The sequence below is a fragment of the Aliivibrio sp. SR45-2 genome (assembly GCF_963890165.1).
In the GTDB taxonomy this organism is placed as follows: Bacteria; Pseudomonadota; Gammaproteobacteria; order Enterobacterales; family Vibrionaceae; genus Aliivibrio; species Aliivibrio salmonicida.
In genome coordinates, this window is record NZ_CAWPRC010000033.1 from 51,702 (window position 1) to 70,678 (window position 18,977).

Sequence of the window (18,977 nt, forward strand, 5' to 3'; positions counted from 1 at the left end):
AATTATAATCCTCTCTCCTTAACCCACTTACGTACTTTCATGCCTTCTTCTAATCCAGCAATTCCTGAAGAGACGATTTGGTCTGAATCATTAATGCCAGAAAGAATTTGACGCTTATCACTAAGCTCTACCTCTACTTTTTCGACTCTGCCATCTTCGGCCACTCGCCACACGTACGTTTTATCACCTTCTGTGTCAATCGCCCCTATTGGTAATTTTTCACTTTCACCACTTGGGATCGTGACTTTTACTTGACCAGACATTCCTGGCAAAATACCTAATTCTGTTGGTCGAGCCATGCTCATTTTAACGGTGTAACTTGATGTTTTACTGTCCGCTTCGGTATCAATTTCTTCAAATTCAAGAGGGAATTGAAAATTAGGAAATGAATCAAACGTTACCGTTGCTTCGACTTCAGTAAAACTAAACCGTTGTAATAAATAATCTGGAAGTTGAAAAACCACATAAAAAATATCATTGGTTTGAATATGCATGATCGATTGCTTGGCACTTACGTACTCAAAGTTTTCACTTGGTAACAAGGAAATGGTTCCCTCGTAGGGAGCAATTAATTTGGTATAGCTGAGATTGGCTTTTGCTTGATCCAAGGTCGCCTTGGCGGTTTTTCGGTTTGCTACTGCGGTATCGTAATCTTGCTCTGAAACAACTTGGTCTTTACGCAACTTCTTGGTTCGTTGGTATTGAACATCAATCAAGCGATATTGTGCTTGTGCTTGCTTTTGCAATAAACGGTATTCATCTGGATTTATCGTGGCAAGTTGCTGTCCTTTTGATACCATTTCACCCGCATGCACTTCTAAGGTATTTAATTGCCCCGGAACCCTAAACGCTAATACCGCTTTATCTCCGGCTTCTGCTTGGGCAGGGAATAAGCGTGAGGTGGCTTGATTACCGATAGATACAACCATTGTTTTCGCAGGTCTCGATTCTGGCTCTGCAATCTGTGGAGCCTTACTATCACACCCCATTAATAAAACAGAACTAAGTAGCGTTGCCACCGCTGTTTTTTTAAACATAAACAATTCCTTGTAATGATAATTTTTTATATAAAAGCATTATTACCTATAAATTCGTTCGTCCAGAAAATCTGAAATAAAATTAATAAACGTTATTTTTTATTTTTCTTATGGTTAACACCTTTCTCATATTCTTCTTTAAACTTTGGATGAGATTGGTCACACAAACCAAAGTAAGGTTCTTCACTTAACCCTAAGATATAAGGAACTTGGGTACAGTACACAATAGTACCTTCCTCATGACCCGAAAAATAGGCATTGTAAAATTCACCCGTAATCACCTCTTTAGGATTCATCGCCTCTAATTGCTCTTGAGTCTGAACCACAAATCCTTTCTTTGCTCTAAACTCGCCATAATTAAACCAATCATCTGCATTTTTTTCTTTTTCTGCTTGAGATGATGACGAGCATCCAACCAATAACAATGCCAATATCGCTGAAATAAATAATTTCATAAAATCTCCAAATAAATAACGTACTTTGCTTCAATCATAATAAAGAACCATAGTACACTCAATTAGTTAACATTAAAGATACACGCATAAAAAAGCACTCAATAATTGAGTGCTTCTCATAAATTATAGAAACTATTTAGTAAATTACTAACTTATTCCATTTCTGCTATTTTTACTTTCCACGTATCGGGACCAATTTGGTGTGCATTTGCGCCCGTTGAATCAACCGCAACAGTCACTGGCATGTCTTCCACATCAAATTCATAAATCGCTTCCATTCCTAGCTCTTCAAAAGCAACCACTCTTGCTTTTTTAATCGCTTTAGATACGAGATATGCGGCACCACCGACGGCCATTAAGTACACTGCTTTTTTGGCTTTAATAGACGCTACGGTTGCAGGGCCACGCTCTGCTTTACCGATCATTCCCATTAGACCCGTTTCTAACATCATGTCAGTAAACTTGTCCATACGAGTTGATGTCGTTGGACCCGCAGGACCAACGGCTTCGCCACGCACTGCGTCAACAGGGCCAACGTAATAAATGAATTTACCATTAAAATCGACACCTTCAGGTAAACCTTCGCCGCTTTCAATCATGCTTTGTAGACGTTTATGAGCCGCATCACGACCGGTTAAAATCTTGCCAGTTAGTAGAACCGTTTCACCTGTGCGCCATTCTTGTACGTCAGCTTTGGTCAGTCCATCAAGATTCACACGACGTGTATTCGCGCCCGCTTCCCATGTGATGTCTGGCCACTCTTCTAGTTTTGGCGGCTGAAGATCAGCAGGGCCTGAACCATCAAGGGTAAAATGAACGTGACGTGTTGCAGCACAGTTAGGGATCATGCACACAGGCTTAGAAGCGGCATGTGTCGGTGCAGATTTTATTTTCACATCAACAACCGTGGTTAATCCGCCAAGACCTTGTGCACCAATGCCCAGCTTATTCACACGATTAAAAATATCAAGACGCAGTTCTTCTTCTGCATTCTCTGGACCACGGTCAATCAATTCTTGAATATCAATGTGACCCATTAACGATTCTTTCGCTAATACCGCCGCTTTTTCTGCGGTTCCGCCAATGCCTATACCTAGCATGCCTGGTGGACACCAACCCGCGCCCATTAACGGCAAGGTTTTTTCTACCCATTCCGCAATATCATCTGATGGGTTTAGCATCACCATTTTGGTTTTATTTTCAGAACCGCCGCCTTTTGCTGCGATTTGAATCTCAACGGTATTACCCGGAACCATATTGATGTGCACGACCGATGGCGTATTGTCTTTCGTATTAATACGTTTGCCAGCAGGATCAGACAGTATTGATGCACGTAGTGGATTATCTGGGTTAAGGTACGCTTGACGAGTACCTTCATCGATCATTTGTTGAACGGTTAAATCCCCTTCCCACTGTACGTTCATACCAATATTAACGAAGCAAGTCACAATCCCCGTATCCTGACAAATAGGACGACGCCCTTCTGCTGACATACGTGAATTAATTAATATTTGAGCAATTGCGTCTTTAGCCGCTTGACTCTGTTCTCTATGGTAGGCTTTTTCAAGCGCTTGAACGAAATCAAGTGGGTGGTAGTAAGAAATATACTGCAGTGCATCAGCAACAGAGCTGATCACATCTTCATTACGAATAGTTGTTCTCGTTTGAGCAACCATTTCTTTATTAACGTTCGTCATAGGGCCCTCTTAAAATATATGCTTCCATGGCAATAATGTAATGTCGTTCTTTTTAGTAATGACGTGAGCAATCGTCATCTATTATTTTCTTTTAGAACTCTCAGTATGATACTCTTGCTCTCTATTCAAGGCTATCGTTGCTCATCACATTCTGGTCATAAAAACTCAAAATGAACAATCAATTAGACGCAAAATTACAAATGACATCCCTTGATTATCAATCCAACTCTTTGGTTGATTTGTTTTCTGCAATTGAATCTCAACCATGGTCGATGTTATTGCATTCCTCTGCGGTTGGTCATGTCGATAATCGTTATGACATCGTCGTTTCTGATCCAATAGCAACGTTACAAACTCACGATAAAATCACTTCTATTAATATAAAAGGAAGAGATCTTATAACCAGTGAGGATTGCCCCTTTGAATTGTTAGCTCACTATCAAGAATTCCTAACACCAAGCTGCGATTCCATCACTGATCTTCCTTTTATTGGCGGCGCTTTAGGCTACTTTAGTTATGATCTGGGCCGCCGAGTTGAATCGATACCTGATATTTCAGAAAAAGACATCCCCACCGCAGAGATGGCGATAGGGATTTATGATTGGGCACTGGTTGCTGATCATAAAAAGAAAACATTAACGTTAATTCAGCCAAACAACAGTGATCGCCTAGCATGGTTGCAACCGTTCACCGCCATTCAAGAAGAGAAACTGTCGTTCCAATTAACGACACCTTGGTCATCAAACATGACAAAAATTGAATACTCTGAAAAATTTGACGTTATTTCTGAGTATCTTCAATCGGGTGATTGCTACCAAATAAATCTTGCCCAGCGCTTTAGTGCACACTATGAAGGTTCTGAATGGTTGGCTTATCAAAAACTCGCGATAAATAACGGAGCCCCTTTTTCGGCGTTCATTAGAACACCTGAATTAACCATTATTTCCGTATCGCCTGAACGTTTTTTACACGTTAAAGACAAGCAGATAGAAACCAAACCAATCAAAGGCACTCGTCCTCGCTCAAAAGATCCAATAATAGATGCGAAAGAAGCTGAAATATTACGTAATAGCGCAAAAGATCGCTCAGAGAACTTAATGATTGTGGATTTATTACGTAACGATATTGGTCGAGTAGCAAAACCGGGATCGGTTAACGTACCGAGCCTCTTTGCGATTGAATCATTTCCTGCTGTCCATCACCTTGTTAGCACCATCACAGGTGAACTTAATACTGGTTACAGCGCTTTTGATTTATTAAAAGCCTCTTTTCCTGGAGGCTCTATCACTGGAGCGCCAAAAATTAGAGCAATGGAAATTATTGAAGAGTTAGAACCACATCGTCGTAATTTATATTGTGGCAGTATTGGTTATATCAGTCGCTGTGGTGCGATGGACACCAGTATTACCATTCGAACATTAATAGCTTATGACGATACTTTATATGCTTCCGCTGGTGGTGGCATTGTTGCTGATAGCGAAGTTGAACTAGAATATGAAGAGACATTACATAAGTTAAGTAAAATTCTACCGATATTATAACGTCACCTAAACTAAGGATCCGGCTTATGGATACACATTTATTTTCTCATTTATTACTCAATAAGCCGAATTCATACAGTGAAAATTTATTGCTGCACCCTCGCTTTAAAAACACAAATTTTAAGCAAGCCGCCGTTCTTGTTCCTCTCGTAAAAAGACCCTCTGGATTGCATTTAATTTTGACTCAAAGAGCCGCTCATTTACGTCATCATCCAAGTCAAATTAGCTTCCCTGGAGGCAAGGCCGAACCCTCTGATTTATCCTTAATTCATACTGCAATTCGTGAGACAAATGAAGAGATCGGTATTCAATTTGAGCACATACACCCATTAGTAAAACTTAACACAATACCAACAATATCCGGTTATAAAGTAACCCCTATCGTTGCACTTATTGATGAAAGTTATACCACCGCAATCGATTACGGTGAGGTTAGTAGCACATTTGAAGCACCACTCTCCCACCTTCTTAACCCAATAAATACGACAAAGCACAAAGTTTTTAACAAAAAACATACGTATGAGTTAATTTTCATTCCTTTTAATAAAAAACTCATTTGGGGAATTACCGCGGAAATCATTCATTCAATGAATCACATTTCAAATTAGAAAAACTAGCCTTCATTAATAAGTTTTCCTAATCCGAACTCAATACCTACTGTGATCATTATCAATAATCTTCAGATCTCCATTCATATTTTTTCATTTGTCGATCTGGGTCAAGGTTTTTCTTGTCAAAATAACGACAATAGCGCCGTTCCCAAAATTCCTGTTCTAAAAAAATTAAGAGTATAATTACTATGCAAACAACAACGACTGCATCGACAGGTGCAAAAAAAGCAAAGTGGACTTATAAAGATTTCACTTGGTGTCTTTCTCTATTCGGTACAGCCGTAGGTGCTGGTGTTTTATTCCTTCCAATTAAAGCGGGTGCGGGTGGTTTTTGGCCTCTTGTTATTCTTGCTCTAATCGCTGCACCAATGACTTGGTTTGCACACAAAAGTTTGGCTCGTTTTGTTCTTTCTGCTAAGAACCCAGACGCTGATATTACCGATACGGTAGAAGAGCATTTTGGTAAAACTGGCGCAAACCTAATCACTTTTGCTTACTTTTTTGCGATTTACCCAATTGTATTAATTTACGGTGTTGGTATTACCAATACAGTCGATTCTTTCATGGTTAACCAAATGGGTATGGAATCCATTCCTCGTTGGTTACTATCAGGTGTTCTTATCACTCTGATGACATGTGGCGTTGTATTTGGTAAAGAACTTATGCTGAAAGCAACATCAGCAATGGTTTACCCTCTTGTTTTCATCTTGATGGTTCTTTCTGTATACCTAATCCCTGAGTGGAACACATCAATGGCGTCTGTAGCACCAGATTGGAGCGCAATGCCTTCTGTTGTTTGGTTAGCGATTCCAATCATCGTTTTCTCTTTCAACCACAGCCCAGTGATCAGCCAGTTCTCTAAAGAACAACGTCGTGTTTACGGTGAAAATGCAGTAGCAAAAACTGACATGATCACTGGCGGTGCAGCAATGATGCTAATGAGCTTTGTAATGTTCTTCGTATTCTCTGTGGTTCTTTCTCTATCTCCAGAGCAACTTGCGCAAGCACAAGCACAGAACATCTCTGTTCTTTCTTACCTAGCTAACGTTCATGAATCTCCAATGATTTCTATCATGGGCCCTATCGTTGCTTTTGCTGCGATTACTTCAAGCTACTTCGGTCACTTCCTTGGTGCTCATGAAGGTCTTGTTGGTTTAACTAAGTCTCACACAAAAGCCTCTCTTGCTACTGTTGAGAAAGCGTCTTTAATCTTCATCGTTGTGACTACTTGGATCGTTTCTATCGTTAACCCAAGCATCTTAGGAATGATTGAGACAATGGGTGCGCCAATGATTGCCGCTATCCTATTCCTAATGCCTGTATTCGCAATGCGTAAAGTACCAGCAATGGCGAAGTACAAAACTTCAGCACCTGTGCAAATCTTCACAGCATTATGTGGTGTTGCTGCGATTACTTCTGTAATCTACGGCGCTCTTTAATCGTCATTCTATATTTTGATATAGACATCGATTATTCGAAGTAAAAATAATGATAATAAAAGCCCCCTATTAATGGGGGCTTATTCGAGGTAACAACATGATTAGTGTTTTTGATATCTACAAAATTGGGGTTGGTCCATCTAGCTCCCACACTGTTGGTCCAATGAAAGCGGGTAAAGAGTTTATCGACGATTTACGTGGCATGGGCAAACTGCGTGATATCACTAAAATCACTGTTGATGTTTACGGTTCGTTATCACTGACAGGGAAAGGTCACCATACTGATATAGCTATTATTATGGGTCTGGCAGGCAACACGCCAGAACACGTAGATATTGACTCAATTCCAGGCTTTATTGCTCGCGTTGAAGAAACAGAACGCCTACCCGTTGGTATGCATTGCCATACGGTAGAGTTTCCGAAAGATGGTGGGATGAATTTCCACAAAACCAATCTTGAATTGCATGAAAATGGTATGCAGATCCATGCGTGGATAGATGGTGAAATCGTTTACTCTAAAACATATTACTCTATCGGTGGTGGTTTTATTGTTGATGAAGAACATTTTGGTAAAGAAGTAGAATCATCAATCAAGGTACCTTATGCCTTTAATAGTGCAGAAGAGCTCGTTAATCTATGTAAAGAACATGGATTATCTATTAGTGCCTTAGTTATGAAGAACGAACACGCAATTCTTGCAGAAGATGAAGTTCGTACTTATTTTGCAAAAATTTGGAAAACCATGCGTGATTGCATGGAAAAAGGCATGAATACCGAAGGGCTCCTTCCTGGACCTCTACGTGTTCCTCGTCGTGCTGCGGCACTTCGTCAACAGTTGCTTACATCAGAAAAAACATCAACTGATCCTATGGAAGTTCTGGATTGGGTGAATATGTTTGCATTCGCAGTTAATGAAGAGAACGCTGCTGGTGGACGTGTTGTTACAGCACCAACAAACGGCGCATGTGGCATCATCCCTGCTGTATTGGCTTATTACGACAAGTTTATCCAAACAGTAACAGAGAAAGATTACATTCGTTATTTCGCAGCATCTGGTGCGATCGGTGGTCTATACAAACAAAATGCATCTATCTCTGGTGCTGAAGTGGGTTGTCAGGGTGAAGTAGGTGTTGCTTGTTCAATGGCTGCTGCTGGTCTTGCTGAATTAATGGGTGGAAGCCCTGAGCAGGTCTGTATGGCTGCTGAAATTGGCATGGAACATAATCTTGGATTAACGTGTGATCCTGTTGCAGGACAAGTACAAGTCCCTTGTATTGAACGTAATGGTATTGCTTCTGTAAAAGCAATCAACTCTACTCGTATGGCACTTCGTCGCTCGTCGGATCCTCGTGTTTCTTTAGACAAAGTTATTGAAACAATGCTTGAAACAGGCAAGGACATGAACGCGAAATACCGTGAGACATCTCAAGGTGGCCTCGCGATTAAAGTTATCTGCTAGACTATTCATTGATACTATTAAGGGACGTTAATTCGTCCCTTTTTTATTTTTTATTCATTCACACAACTAATTCCTTTCAATTGAACTATACTAATCATACTAAATCCTTCTTTTTTACAGAAAATTAACAATATAATCAGCATTCACTATTAACAATAAACTCAATTGCTGTAATATTACTATTAATACGTTTTCCGATAATATAATTATTATGAATAAGAAAAAACATACCCTATCTCCTAGAGCGCAAGAATTAAGAGCTGAATGGACTGGAATGAAAAGTGATTATCGCTTTATTTCTCATTCATTCAACTGTGTGAAAGTTCATATCCATACACCTGATGATGGAATGTATAACCGCTCTGTCGGCTGTTTAAAGCAAGGGCGAGATAAAGCCCTTAAAGAAGCAGTAAAACAGCGTAACCAAGTTGGTCGAGAACTCTGGGGCAACTGTTGGCATGCGGTTTTAAATACCCCAAGTCTATTTGAGCGCTTACCACACAGCCTTGAACCTGATGTCATAGAAAAGAAGCGTACCCTTCTTTCTGGTGAAGTCAGAGGTACGAAATACTATATTGTTCGCTGGAAAGAATTAGTTGGTGACGAATATAAACCGAAAAGTAGACTCTTCATACACGGAGACGACCGATTAGGTGCATACACCAAAGCGAAGAAATTAATGATAGAAGTACATAAAGAATTCATCCCAATTTTGAAAAAGATGGGACGCTTTAATATTATTAAAGTGAGCTAGTTTTTATACATACAAAAATGGCGGAATTCTATTCCGCCATTTCTATTTAGTGCTAAGTAACGTTACATTTTATCAGCGACTGAATGATAACCTCGTAGATAATCATACTTAAAGTTTTTATCGATGCCGTCACAAACACCGGTATAAACTCCACCTTTAGTGCCTAACTCGAACGCATCTTGCCCACAATATTCTTGAAGACCTTTTTTATAGCCGCTTACGTAAGCATCATAGTTAGACGCTTTTAACTCCGTACCATCTAATAGATCGGTGATTTGTTCTTTAGATTCAACGCTCCATCCTTTGACACCTCTATCTAACCCATAACTGTTCCAATCACTATCTAGTGTTGATGTCAGTGGAGCTAAACTTGAACAAGCCATCAGCGAAAGAGCAAACACAGTAATCAATAACGCTCTCATATCAGTACCCTCTTATTATAAATATACTTACTAATAGGAAACTCTACAGTTACATCTCGCCAGCAGTCGAATGTCTACCGCTACTGTAATCTTCCCTGAATGTCCAATCTATCACATCACAGATACCATTATAAGGTTCGCCTTTCACGCCTAATATGTAAGCATCTTTCTGACAATATTCAGCTTGCCCTTCTTTATATCCGGCAAGGTAGGATTGGTAATTTGTATCTTTAAGCGCTTCACCATTCAGTTTTTTGATCAGTGTAGATTCTGATTGAATAACTAAGCCTTTTAGAGCTCGTTCATACCCAAAATCTTTCCAATCCTTATCCATCATCGATGTTGGAACTGGCGTTGATGAGCAAGCCGCTATCATTAATGTGATAGCAAGAACAACTAACCTTTTCATAATCATGACCCTCAAAGAAAACACATTAAGTACTACGTTAACTGTATCAGGTCAGATCATTTCTGCTATAAAATTTGGCTAATTAATAAAAATAAACCAAAAAGAAGCGTTAAAACTAATGCTGGTTTGCCACCTTCAGCTTGATAAGTATGGCAGTCTAACTCGGTATTTCCTGCGGCTTTCTTTCTTACCGTAACCACCATGGCTAATGGGATAAACACAGCAAGGAAAACTAAAATAACACCAGCGTATCCCAATACAGATAAGAATTGATCAGCGGCAAGGCTTACGCCCAACAATGGTAAGATAAAAGTACACACGTATGTAACTACTTTATTGTGTGAAATCATATCTTTATTCTGATTGTACAACGCCATCGCCACGCCTAAAAATGAAGTCAACAAGGCTAATGATGTAAATACTGACAATATAAATTCGATGTATTCACTTTTAGAACTGAAAGTTTGAATTAAATCAGAAATATTTGAGAAGTGTGTAATTTCTTCTGCATTGAGATTTCCAACAACAGCATATAGCCAGACAAGGTAACAGATAAGTGGGATCACCGATCCTAAGATAACCATGTTTCTAAGTTGTTTACTGGTTGCTTCTTTATTATAAGCGACTAAAGATGGGATCACTGGCATAGAAGCAAAACTAGTAAATAAAATCGTACTGGTATCAAATAACATCCCTTTATCGGTATTCGTTACTTGCATCAAGTTGTCTGTCGAGATTCCTGGAACCAATATGATCAACGTAATAAAGAGCATAGAAACCATAAATAGGAACAACACACGATTTAACTTATCGATAATTTGAGTTCCACAGACAACAAAAGCACTCGCAATTAATGTAAAACCAATCTGAGAAGCTTCAATGCTTATCTCAATGTTCGCCATTGAAAATATGCGTTTAATTAGATCGGCAGCTCCTAAAATGTAGGCAATAAGCATACAAATCAACAACAAATAAAATAAGCTGTTAGTGACTATTTGCCCCCCTTTACCCATCGTTTTATTTGCAACGGTATTGATGCCGAACGCTAATTCAGTTTTTGAACACGCTTCTGTGAGCAATAAAGCGGAATAGGTAGTACCGGCACAAATAACAAGCATTAATAAGGTGCTATAAAAAAGACCAAATTGCGCTAAAACCATAGGAATAGCTAACATTCCAGCACCAAGAGCAGTTCCTGAAAGGATTAATGCACTACCAAATAATTTAAAATTCATTGTGTATTCTTAATATATAAAATGGAAAAACAGTCACAGTATAAATGAATGCCCTAATACCATGATTAGGGCATTAAAAGAGTTATAACACTTGAGAAACGAGTAAGAAGCTACCGAATGCAAAAGAGAATGCCAGCATTGCTACTCCACCTTCAGCTTTATATCCCTGTTCGTTCGTTGCTTTCTGTCTTAATTTAACAACCATCGCTAACGGTACAAAGACAGCAAGGAACACAAGGATGATCCCTGCATAACTTAATACGGCTAAGAACTTATCTGCCGCTAAAATGGCACCTGCTAATGGGAAGATAAAACTAATCACATAAGTGATCACTTTATTTTGCTTGAAAGTATCTTGGTTTTGAGTAAACAAAGCCATTGCCACCCCTAAGAATGACGTTAATAAAGCAAGACCAGTAAAGCTCGACAATACAACATTAATGAAAGCATGTTCTGCACTGAAAACCGAAATCAATTCAGAGACATTAGAAAACTCCACTAATTGCTTAGGAGTTAAATTACCAACAACCGCATATAACCAAACTAAGTAACACACAAGCGGAATAAGAGAGCCAACAATGACCATATTTCTCAATTGCTTATGCGTCGCTTCATGGTTATAAGAAACTAATGACGGGATCACAACCATAAAACCAAAACTGGTGAAGATAATTGAGCTGGTCTTAATAAGATCGGGCATATTAGAATTAGACACTTGCACCATGTTTTCAGCAGAAATACCAGGCACTAAGAAAACTAACGTCAATAGCAGCATACCTAACATCACCGCAAATAAAACTCGGTTCAATTTATCAATAACCGCAGTACCTGAAGCAACAATCGCCCCCGCGATTAAAGTAAATGCAATTTGACTTTGAACAAGGCTCAAGTCCATCCCAATACTACGAACAAGTTTATTGAGTAAATCACCTGCACCTAAGATGTACGCCATTAATAAGCAAATCAGTAATGCATACAGCAAACCATTCGTTACAACTTGCCCACCTTTACCTAAGGTTTTACGCGCAATCGTGTTCATTCCTAACCCACCGCCGGCATTAATACTTGCTTCAAGTAATAATAGTGCCGCATAGGTTGTACCGATACAGATAAACAGCATTAACGCTGTTCCCCACAAGAGCCCAAATTGAGCCAGTACCATAGGTATAGCAAGCATGCCTGCGCCTAGCGCAGTACCTGAAATAATAAGCGAGCTGCCGATTAATTTTAAATTCATTGTGTTTATTTCCTATATTTAATTCGAGTAAATTTATTTTATTTTTTATAAATTCAACGCATACAAAACAGCACCTTAACTAGGTGACAGCGTTAAAATTAAGCTTATTGATTACGAATAAAAACGAGGAAATCGAAAATACGAGAGAAGGAGAAAAGCGAGACGTTGAGACGAGAAAAAACGCGAAGACAAAACAACCGTGGATTTGATACAAGTTAAATGTGGTGAACCTTCTGTTGGCTCCAATAAAGGGCCTGTCGTTGCTTGAAATATCATGTGTACATCCTAATTAGTCACATTCCATTAAAATAATCCGTATAGTAATTCCTTTACTAATCGGAGCCACTTATTTAGCAGCTCACTCCATTTTATATAACAAGTCCCCTATTGCAACCCTTAACACGATTACTTTTACAGCAGTTAGTTCACCTCAACTAAATTATTTATCCATTTCTTACTTTTCAAACGGTATAAACAAGCAAACCACTGAGTCAGCACATCTTGATACAAGCAGAATTTCACATCAAAACGCCAACAACACCTCTTCAGAGAGTTGACCAAGCATAAAAACATCAATCAGGCTTTTACTCGATAAAAGGATACTTTGTAATGTGATAGGAAGAGCAATAATAATAAGTCGATAAAAGAAGTCACCCCTTGAATGAACCATGACTTGACGGAAAAATGATGCACTTTGACTCTTCATAACCAGAGATCACTAACTAATTTCAACAATAGAATTAAGTATACCGTAAGTTATTTTTCGTCTAATAAATAGTGAAGAAAACAGTTAAGCAGATTGCAATTATTAATAGACTGACATTGTCATTACTTTTCATGCGGTCTTTTGACGAAAAAATGACAACGTTATATTTATGCTAAAAAGGTATTTAAAAACGAGAGGATAAACAATAAGAAAGAGGAAACTGAAGAGAAGAAAAAGAAAAGCCACACGTCTCAGAATGTGGCTAGTTTGTAACTGTACGGGGTCATAACCGGACAAACACACTATCTAATATCACGAGATTAAATTCAACACTTCAATGCTCAATTAATCAAAATGATGTGTAAATTTTGAAGTAGATCTACACTTTTAATAAATAACGTTCACTTATTAATCAGAACATTAGAAGTATTCTCTCGGTGAATCACATCATTTAAAATGAATCACAAAGAAATTAGCTTACTTCAAATATTTTACATGTGCTTCCATCTCTTCACCAATCTGCTTTCTCATATTCATTAATGTAATTGCAGATTCACGTAATTTAATGTCTTCTTCTGTTTGTGGTACCCATTCAGTGACTTCAGTTGGTTTTCCATGTTCATCAACCGCAACCATAATCACAATACAATGAGTCGTCAGTCTATTTTCTAGTTCTTTCGGATCACTCGCTTGAACATCAATCGCAATATGCATTGATGACTTTCCGGTATAAATCACCTTACCCGTCACTTCAACAAGATTACCCACATGAATGGGTTGAACAAATCGAATTCCCCCAGCGTAAGCGGTAATGCAATATTTACCACTCCACCCGGCAGAACACGCATAGGCCGCTAAATCGACCCATTTCATTACGGCACCACCGTGAACTTTACCGCCAAAATTCACATCACTAGGTTCAGCAAGAAAACGTAAGGTTACTTCGCGTTTGTTCTTTCCCATTATTACTTCCTTTTAATCTGTATTATCATTTTTATTATGATGTTATGAGTAACAAGTTAACTGACTTTTTTATACTGTTTTTCTAGTTCACTCACGCCTAATCCACTGCGTTTGGTGACTTTTATTTGAACGGGTATGCGCTCTTTCATCGCCTCAATATGGCTGATCACCCCTATCATTTTCCCTGATGCATTTAGGTTATCTAGCGCATCAAGCGCCATATCTAACGTTTCACTGTCCAGAGTACCAAAACCTTCATCTAAGAACAGTGAATCGATACTTGTTTTATGGCTCACTAAATCAGAAAGTGCAAGTGCCAACGCCAAACTTACAAGGAAGCTCTCACCCCCCGACAAGGTTTTGGTATCACGAACCACATCCCCTTGCCATGTATCGAGTACTTGTAATTCGAGACCATCACTGGCTTTGCGTTTTAATTCATAACGTCCGTGCAATCGAGTCAGTTGCTTATTTGCTAAATACACTAAATTTTCTAGTGTTAACCCTTGCGCAAACTTACGGAATTTATCCCCTTTCTGTGAACCAATTAATGAGTGTAAATATTGAATATCATCGTACTCAAATTGATACGATTCAATCTCATCAAACAAGCTTTTTTGATTCAGTTTACGTTCACCGTCTGAGCGTAGCGCTTGGGCGATTTCACCTTCGCGCTTCACTAATGTTTCAGATTGAAATTTCACTTGGGCTAATTCAGTCTCAACGGTTTCTTTTGGCATTAATTGCCACTCAGCGGCTTTGGGCTCTTGGTAATGTTGTTCTTTGGTTTGCTGTGCACTCTCTAGTAGAGCAATAGTTCGCTCAATCGCTTGTTGTATTTCAGTTTTTAAGCTTAATAGTTGTTGGCGATCTTCTTCTGAAATCAATGCAGCCTGAAACAGCTCAAGTGTTTCAAATGGACTGTGCGATAGTGCTTCCTTCCATACATCAGAACGCTCTACCGATAGCTTTTTACTGCTTACATGATTCTCTTTAAGGTTATTTAGTTTGCCATCTAAAGCCGCAAGCTCTTGTACTATAACGTGCAATTTCTGCTGTTCAACATCATAAGTTTGTTCTGAGGCATTCAACTTATCTGTCATTACAAAGCGTGCTGTTTTGATCTCTTGGGTACCAAATAGCTCAATACGTTTTGCTTGTTGCTTTGCTAACTCTGTAGTTAATACTGATATTTCAGTTTGAAATTGTTGTTGTTGGACATTAAATTCAACCAATTGCTCGGTTAAATGAGCATGATCACTTTGCACATTTTGCTGCTGTTGAATTAGCATTTGTTGCTGTTGAATTTTGTGCTGAATTTGTTGTAAGTCTTGCTCTTTTTGTACAAACCACGATTCTATTTGAGTCAACTCTGGTGCATTAAATCCTGCGTGCTCTATTTCTGTAATTAACTGCTGTTTAAGTTCCGTTTGACGTAATTGCAACTGTTCTAATTTTTGATTGTCATCTTGTCGCTGTTGAAGCGCTGCTTGATGTGATTTTCGGTCAAAGTTTAACGCGGTAGTAACAGTTTCAAGGCGATGCTGAACTTGTTGTAATTGGTTTTGTTGTACTCGAACCTTATCATCCGCTTGGCGTAATTGCTTTGCTTGCTCATTCAGCGCAGATAAAGAGGCTTCAGACTCACTAATGAATTGATTAATCGAATCAGTATCACCCAAAGGTAGAGTGAGTTGCGTTGTATTTAGTAACGTAGCCCACTGCTTTTGCGTGGCTTCAACCGTTTGTTGCCACTGCACTAATTGAGATTGGCAATGATCTTGTTTTACTTTGAGCGAATCTAATTGTTCGCGTACTGATTTACCTTGTTCGATAATCTCTACACGTTTCTGATCGGCTTCTTTTTTACGTTGTATTGTCGCACTCAAATCAAGCAATTTAGTTTGCTCTAATAGTGGATGATGCGTTGATCCACACAACGGACAATCTTGATCTTTTACTAATTCCGCTCGATATTTTGCAAGCTCGCCTTCTTGCTCAATTAAGGTAGTTAAATCGATAACTTGCTGCTCTTGTTGCTTAAACTGAGTCGCTAGTTCAGTACGCTGCACATCCAATTTTTCAATGTCATTAGCTTGTGTTTTCTGCACAGCGGCAAGCATTTGCTGCTCTTTTGTCGCACGTAAATACTCATTATTGGTATGAGTTAATTCAACACGATATTGATAACGAGTCATTAGCGTGTTTATCTGCTCTGTCAGTTGTGCTTCTGACCCTTTATCTTGCCATTGTTGTAATGCAAGCTCTGCACACTTCGTCGCTTCCACTTCGTTATTAACAATAATTTGAGCTTGATTTAATTCTGCTTCTTTTTTATTTATACCATCAAGCAGAGTCTCTAGCGCTGCATTCGCTGAACCCAATTGACTATTTAAAGAGGCAATATCTTTATCTTGTTGTAAAATATGGCTAACTTGGCTCTTCCATTGACCTAAATAACGTTCAAGCTGCAGATCAGCTTTGTGTTCTTCAACATAACTTGCTAATAAAGAAAGTTTCTCTTTTATGTCAGATAATGTTGTTGTTAGACCTTGTTGCTTTTTATTACCATCCTCAAGACGCGCAGTAAGGTTTACGATTTGGTGCTGCTTCTCTTGAGATTGTTGAGTCAGTTGAGCAATCGCAGTATCTAACGGTTGCACCGAATCATTAATTAAATTCTCTAACGCTTTATTCTCAACCTTAATCGAATCAAACTCTTGTTTTAACTGCGTAACATGAGACTCAAGTGTTTTTTTATCACTGGTCTTTTGTTGGTGAGATTGTTCTGTCGTCTTTAATTCTTTAACCAACTCATCAAAGCGAGTTTGCGCTTCTTGCCATAATTGATACGGCGCACGCAGTTTTTCTGCCGGTTCGCTTTGCGCTAAACGGTGCAGTTGAACACTTGCTGATTTTTGCTTATCCAACGCGAGTTGATTATTTTCGCTCGCTTGCTGCCATTGTTGTTGATTTTTAGTATCAGAGATCCACCACTCTAAATGAGCTTGCCACTCTGCAACTTGAGCTTGCTGTTGCTTTTGATTGGTTTGTAATTCAGTTTGTTCGTCGATTAATGCTTGCTTATCTTCTTCAGAAAGCAACTCCACACCTTCAGCCTTGGCTTTAAGCTCTGCTAACTTCTGCTTAGATGCACTGTAATGCTCATGCACTTTTTCAGATATTTGACCATAGATCTCTGTGCCCGTTAACTCTTCTAATAAACCGGCACGATCATTGGCATCAGCATTTAAAAACGCCGCAAACTGACCTTGAGAAAGCATCATCGATTTTGTAAAGCGAGAGAAATCTAACCCTGTGATTGAGTTAATCAGCTCATCTTTTTTCTTCACTTGAGTTGCTAGTACTTTTTCAGAATCGACTTCTGCAAGCTCAACCGTCGCCGCTTGTAAGTTTCCATCCACTTTGCCACGAGAACGACGTTGGCTCCAAAACGCACGATACGCTTTACCTTTCACTTCAAATTCCACTTCTGCTGAACATTCCGCCGTACCACGCGTCATGATTTCATTGCTTGAGGTTGAAATACCACCCAATCGAGGAGTCTTATGATAAAGCGCCAAACAGATCGCATCTAAGATTGTCGTTTTACCTGCGCCTGTTGGACCGGTAATCGCAAACAATCCATTTTCAGCAAAGGGAGACGCTGAGAAATCAATTTTCCACTCACCTTTCAATGAGTTCAAATTTGAAAAACTTAGGCTTAAAATTCTCATGCATCACCTTCTTGTAAATCGGTATCTTTATGTTCTACTTCTGACAAGATCTGTTTAAATTTGGTTGTCATTCTGTCTGCGCGTTGCTGCTCTTTTTCGGTTTCAAACGTCTCTTGTTCTATGCGTTTAGTAAACACATCAAAAGGCGTTAACTCCGCTAGCGTTTCTGTTTTTTCTTGCGCCAGTGTTTGCTCGTTGCGGTTTCTCGCTCGACGCAATTGCAACACTTCCACATTCAAATCTTGAGTTAATATTTGAATACGTTGCTGTAGATCAGACAAGTAATCTTGAACTTCTACTTCAATACACAACCACGTCGTTTCTTCGCACTCTTTAAATTGCGCTAACTCTTGTTCAATCGTTTCTAAATCGCCTTTTAATGCTTTCATCGCTTGAAATATCGGCACATTAATTGGCGTAATGTGACTCACTTTATCTTTATCAAACTCGACCATTACGACTTGTTTTTGCGATTTTAATTCATCAAAGCTCAATGGAATTGGTGAGCCGGAATAACGGATGTGTTCAGATTTAGCCACCAGTTGCGGGCGGTGAATATGACCAAGTGCGATGTAATCCGCAGGCGGGAAACCATCAGCGGCAAAACCATCCAAAGTACCAATATAAATATCACGTACAGAATCGGATTGTTTAACCCCTAGTGCCGTTAAGTGACCAGTCGCTATAATAGGTACATTAAGATCTAACTCAGATCTTAGTTCGACCGCTTTTTGATACAACTGGTGATAGTGTTGTTTAATCGCTTCGCCAAGCGCTTGCTGTTTCTCCACTCCAGTTGACCCTGCCACACTAGTGACAACGTCACGCGGGCGAATAAAAGGCACTGCACATAGAATTGCACCCACAGTGCCATCTGAATTAGGCAGCGTTAATAATTGAGTTGATAAATCATCATTAGTATTCGCAATTACTCGTGCGTTTAAATGTGCTAACAGTTGTTTTGATTCATTGAGTGTCGATACAGAATCATGATTACCACCAAGCACAATTAATTCGCAGTCTACTTTGTTCATCTCCACCACAAATTGGTTGTACATTTCACGCGCGTAACTTGGTGGCGCGCCCGTATCAAATACATCTCCGGCAATGATCACGGCATTAATGGCATTTTCTTGAACTTGCTCAAGTAACCAAGCAATGAATTTTTGATGTTCATTACGACGGCTTTTTGTAAAGAAATTTTGACCGAGATGCCAATCAGAAGTATGTAAAATACGCATAAATATCAACTTGTTTGATGGATAAGAAACACAA

General features: G+C 39.1%; 15 protein-coding genes and 1 pseudogene. 5 read left to right on the plus strand and 11 right to left on the minus strand.

Going from position 1 to position 18,977, the window contains the following annotated elements:
• Positions 1-2: 2 nt before the first annotated feature.
• From AACV33_RS01735 to AACV33_RS01745, 3 genes are all read right to left on the minus strand, one after another.
• On the minus strand, positions 3-1,037 hold the full coding sequence (locus AACV33_RS01735; RefSeq protein ID WP_026025275.1) for an efflux RND transporter periplasmic adaptor subunit: 1,035 nt from the start codon (positions 1,035-1,037) through the stop codon (positions 3-5).
• 92 nt (positions 1,038-1,129) lie between these two features.
• Entirely contained in the window at positions 1,130-1,492 is a 363-nt protein-coding gene (locus AACV33_RS01740; RefSeq protein WP_023603136.1) for a DUF2799 domain-containing protein, read from the minus strand.
• A gap of 152 nt (positions 1,493-1,644) precedes the next feature.
• Positions 1,645-3,189: a fumarate hydratase gene (locus tag AACV33_RS01745; protein ID WP_065610592.1), complete on the minus strand. Its 1,545-nt coding sequence runs from the start codon at positions 3,187-3,189 to the stop codon at positions 1,645-1,647.
• A gap of 170 nt (positions 3,190-3,359) precedes the next feature.
• On the opposite strand from AACV33_RS01745, the gene pabB reads away from it, so the two are divergent.
• The 5 genes from pabB to AACV33_RS01770 all read left to right on the plus strand — a co-directional run bounded on the left by pabB (position 3,360) and on the right by AACV33_RS01770 (position 8,993).
• Complete coding sequence (gene pabB / locus AACV33_RS01750) at positions 3,360-4,730, plus strand: aminodeoxychorismate synthase component I (protein WP_065610594.1); 1,371 nt, start codon at positions 3,360-3,362, stop codon at positions 4,728-4,730.
• A 26-nt stretch (positions 4,731-4,756) separates the two neighbouring features.
• A complete protein-coding gene (locus AACV33_RS01755) occupies positions 4,757-5,338 on the plus strand; it encodes a CoA pyrophosphatase (protein ID WP_182699766.1) in 582 nt (193 codons plus the stop codon).
• 191 nt (positions 5,339-5,529) lie between these two features.
• Positions 5,530-6,780 (plus strand): aromatic amino acid transport family protein, encoded by a 1,251-nt coding sequence (locus tag AACV33_RS01760; RefSeq protein ID WP_017020489.1) that lies wholly within the window; start codon positions 5,530-5,532, stop codon positions 6,778-6,780.
• A gap of 97 nt (positions 6,781-6,877) precedes the next feature.
• Positions 6,878-8,239: an L-serine ammonia-lyase gene (locus AACV33_RS01765; protein WP_017020490.1), complete on the plus strand. Its 1,362-nt coding sequence runs from the start codon at positions 6,878-6,880 to the stop codon at positions 8,237-8,239.
• Positions 8,240-8,450: 211 nt separating this feature from the next.
• The gene (locus AACV33_RS01770) at positions 8,451-8,993 is read left to right on the plus strand and encodes a hypothetical protein (RefSeq protein WP_017020492.1); all 543 of its coding nucleotides are present in this window, start codon (positions 8,451-8,453) and stop codon (positions 8,991-8,993) included.
• A 62-nt stretch (positions 8,994-9,055) separates the two neighbouring features.
• On the opposite strand, the gene AACV33_RS01775 is transcribed toward AACV33_RS01770, so the two are convergent.
• The 8 genes and pseudogenes from AACV33_RS01775 to sbcD all read right to left on the minus strand — a co-directional run bounded on the left by AACV33_RS01775 (position 9,056) and on the right by sbcD (position 18,943).
• Positions 9,056-9,415: a DUF2799 domain-containing protein gene (locus AACV33_RS01775; protein WP_017020493.1), complete on the minus strand. Its 360-nt coding sequence runs from the start codon at positions 9,413-9,415 to the stop codon at positions 9,056-9,058.
• A 49-nt stretch (positions 9,416-9,464) separates the two neighbouring features.
• The gene (locus tag AACV33_RS01780) at positions 9,465-9,824 is read right to left on the minus strand and encodes a DUF2799 domain-containing protein (protein WP_023603131.1); all 360 of its coding nucleotides are present in this window, start codon (positions 9,822-9,824) and stop codon (positions 9,465-9,467) included.
• 65 nt (positions 9,825-9,889) lie between these two features.
• Positions 9,890-11,059 (minus strand): amino acid permease, encoded by a 1,170-nt coding sequence (locus AACV33_RS01785; protein ID WP_182699767.1) that lies wholly within the window; start codon positions 11,057-11,059, stop codon positions 9,890-9,892.
• An 82-nt stretch (positions 11,060-11,141) separates the two neighbouring features.
• Positions 11,142-12,296 carry an amino acid permease gene (locus AACV33_RS01790; protein WP_017020496.1) on the minus strand — a complete coding sequence of 385 codons (1,155 nt, stop codon included), beginning with the start codon at positions 12,294-12,296 and terminating at the stop codon, positions 11,142-11,144.
• A 529-nt stretch (positions 12,297-12,825) separates the two neighbouring features.
• Positions 12,826-13,002, minus strand: a pseudogene (locus tag AACV33_RS01795) (MATE family efflux transporter); the annotation flags it as partial.
• A 477-nt stretch (positions 13,003-13,479) separates the two neighbouring features.
• Positions 13,480-13,965 carry an acyl-CoA thioesterase gene (locus tag AACV33_RS01800; RefSeq protein WP_012550040.1) on the minus strand — a complete coding sequence of 162 codons (486 nt, stop codon included), beginning with the start codon at positions 13,963-13,965 and terminating at the stop codon, positions 13,480-13,482.
• Positions 13,966-14,021: 56 nt separating this feature from the next.
• Positions 14,022-17,702: an AAA family ATPase gene (locus AACV33_RS01805; protein WP_023603129.1), complete on the minus strand. Its 3,681-nt coding sequence runs from the start codon at positions 17,700-17,702 to the stop codon at positions 14,022-14,024.
• Positions 17,699-18,943 carry an exonuclease subunit SbcD gene (gene sbcD, locus AACV33_RS01810; RefSeq protein ID WP_182699768.1) on the minus strand — a complete coding sequence of 415 codons (1,245 nt, stop codon included), beginning with the start codon at positions 18,941-18,943 and terminating at the stop codon, positions 17,699-17,701. Before sbcD ends, AACV33_RS01805 begins: the two co-directional genes overlap by 4 nt.
• Positions 18,944-18,977: the final 34 nt, after the last annotated feature.

Bases quoted from the DNA above. Each gene is read 5' to 3' on its own strand.
- AACV33_RS01760 (WP_017020489.1), top strand. From the start codon at position 5,530: ATGCAAACAACAACGACTGCATCGACAGGTGCAAAAAAAGCAAAGTGG.
- AACV33_RS01800 (WP_012550040.1), bottom strand. From the start codon at position 13,965: ATGGGAAAGAACAAACGCGAAGTAACCTTACGTTTTCTTGCTGAACCT.
- AACV33_RS01805 (WP_023603129.1), bottom strand. From the start codon at position 17,702: ATGAGAATTTTAAGCCTAAGTTTTTCAAATTTGAACTCATTGAAAGGT.
- AACV33_RS01775 (WP_017020493.1), bottom strand. From the start codon at position 9,415: ATGAGAGCGTTATTGATTACTGTGTTTGCTCTTTCGCTGATGGCTTGT.
- AACV33_RS01770 (WP_017020492.1), top strand. From the start codon at position 8,451: ATGAATAAGAAAAAACATACCCTATCTCCTAGAGCGCAAGAATTAAGA.
- AACV33_RS01785 (WP_182699767.1), bottom strand. From the start codon at position 11,059: ATGAATTTTAAATTATTTGGTAGTGCATTAATCCTTTCAGGAACTGCT.
- sbcD (WP_182699768.1), bottom strand. From the start codon at position 18,943: ATGCGTATTTTACATACTTCTGATTGGCATCTCGGTCAAAATTTCTTT.
- AACV33_RS01765 (WP_017020490.1), top strand. From the start codon at position 6,878: ATGATTAGTGTTTTTGATATCTACAAAATTGGGGTTGGTCCATCTAGC.
- AACV33_RS01735 (WP_026025275.1), bottom strand. From the start codon at position 1,037: ATGTTTAAAAAAACAGCGGTGGCAACGCTACTTAGTTCTGTTTTATTA.
- AACV33_RS01740 (WP_023603136.1), bottom strand. From the start codon at position 1,492: ATGAAATTATTTATTTCAGCGATATTGGCATTGTTATTGGTTGGATGC.
- AACV33_RS01780 (WP_023603131.1), bottom strand. From the start codon at position 9,824: ATGAAAAGGTTAGTTGTTCTTGCTATCACATTAATGATAGCGGCTTGC.
- AACV33_RS01755 (WP_182699766.1), top strand. From the start codon at position 4,757: ATGGATACACATTTATTTTCTCATTTATTACTCAATAAGCCGAATTCA.
- AACV33_RS01790 (WP_017020496.1), bottom strand. From the start codon at position 12,296: ATGAATTTAAAATTAATCGGCAGCTCGCTTATTATTTCAGGTACTGCG.
- pabB (WP_065610594.1), top strand. From the start codon at position 3,360: ATGAACAATCAATTAGACGCAAAATTACAAATGACATCCCTTGATTAT.
- AACV33_RS01745 (WP_065610592.1), bottom strand. From the start codon at position 3,189: ATGACGAACGTTAATAAAGAAATGGTTGCTCAAACGAGAACAACTATT.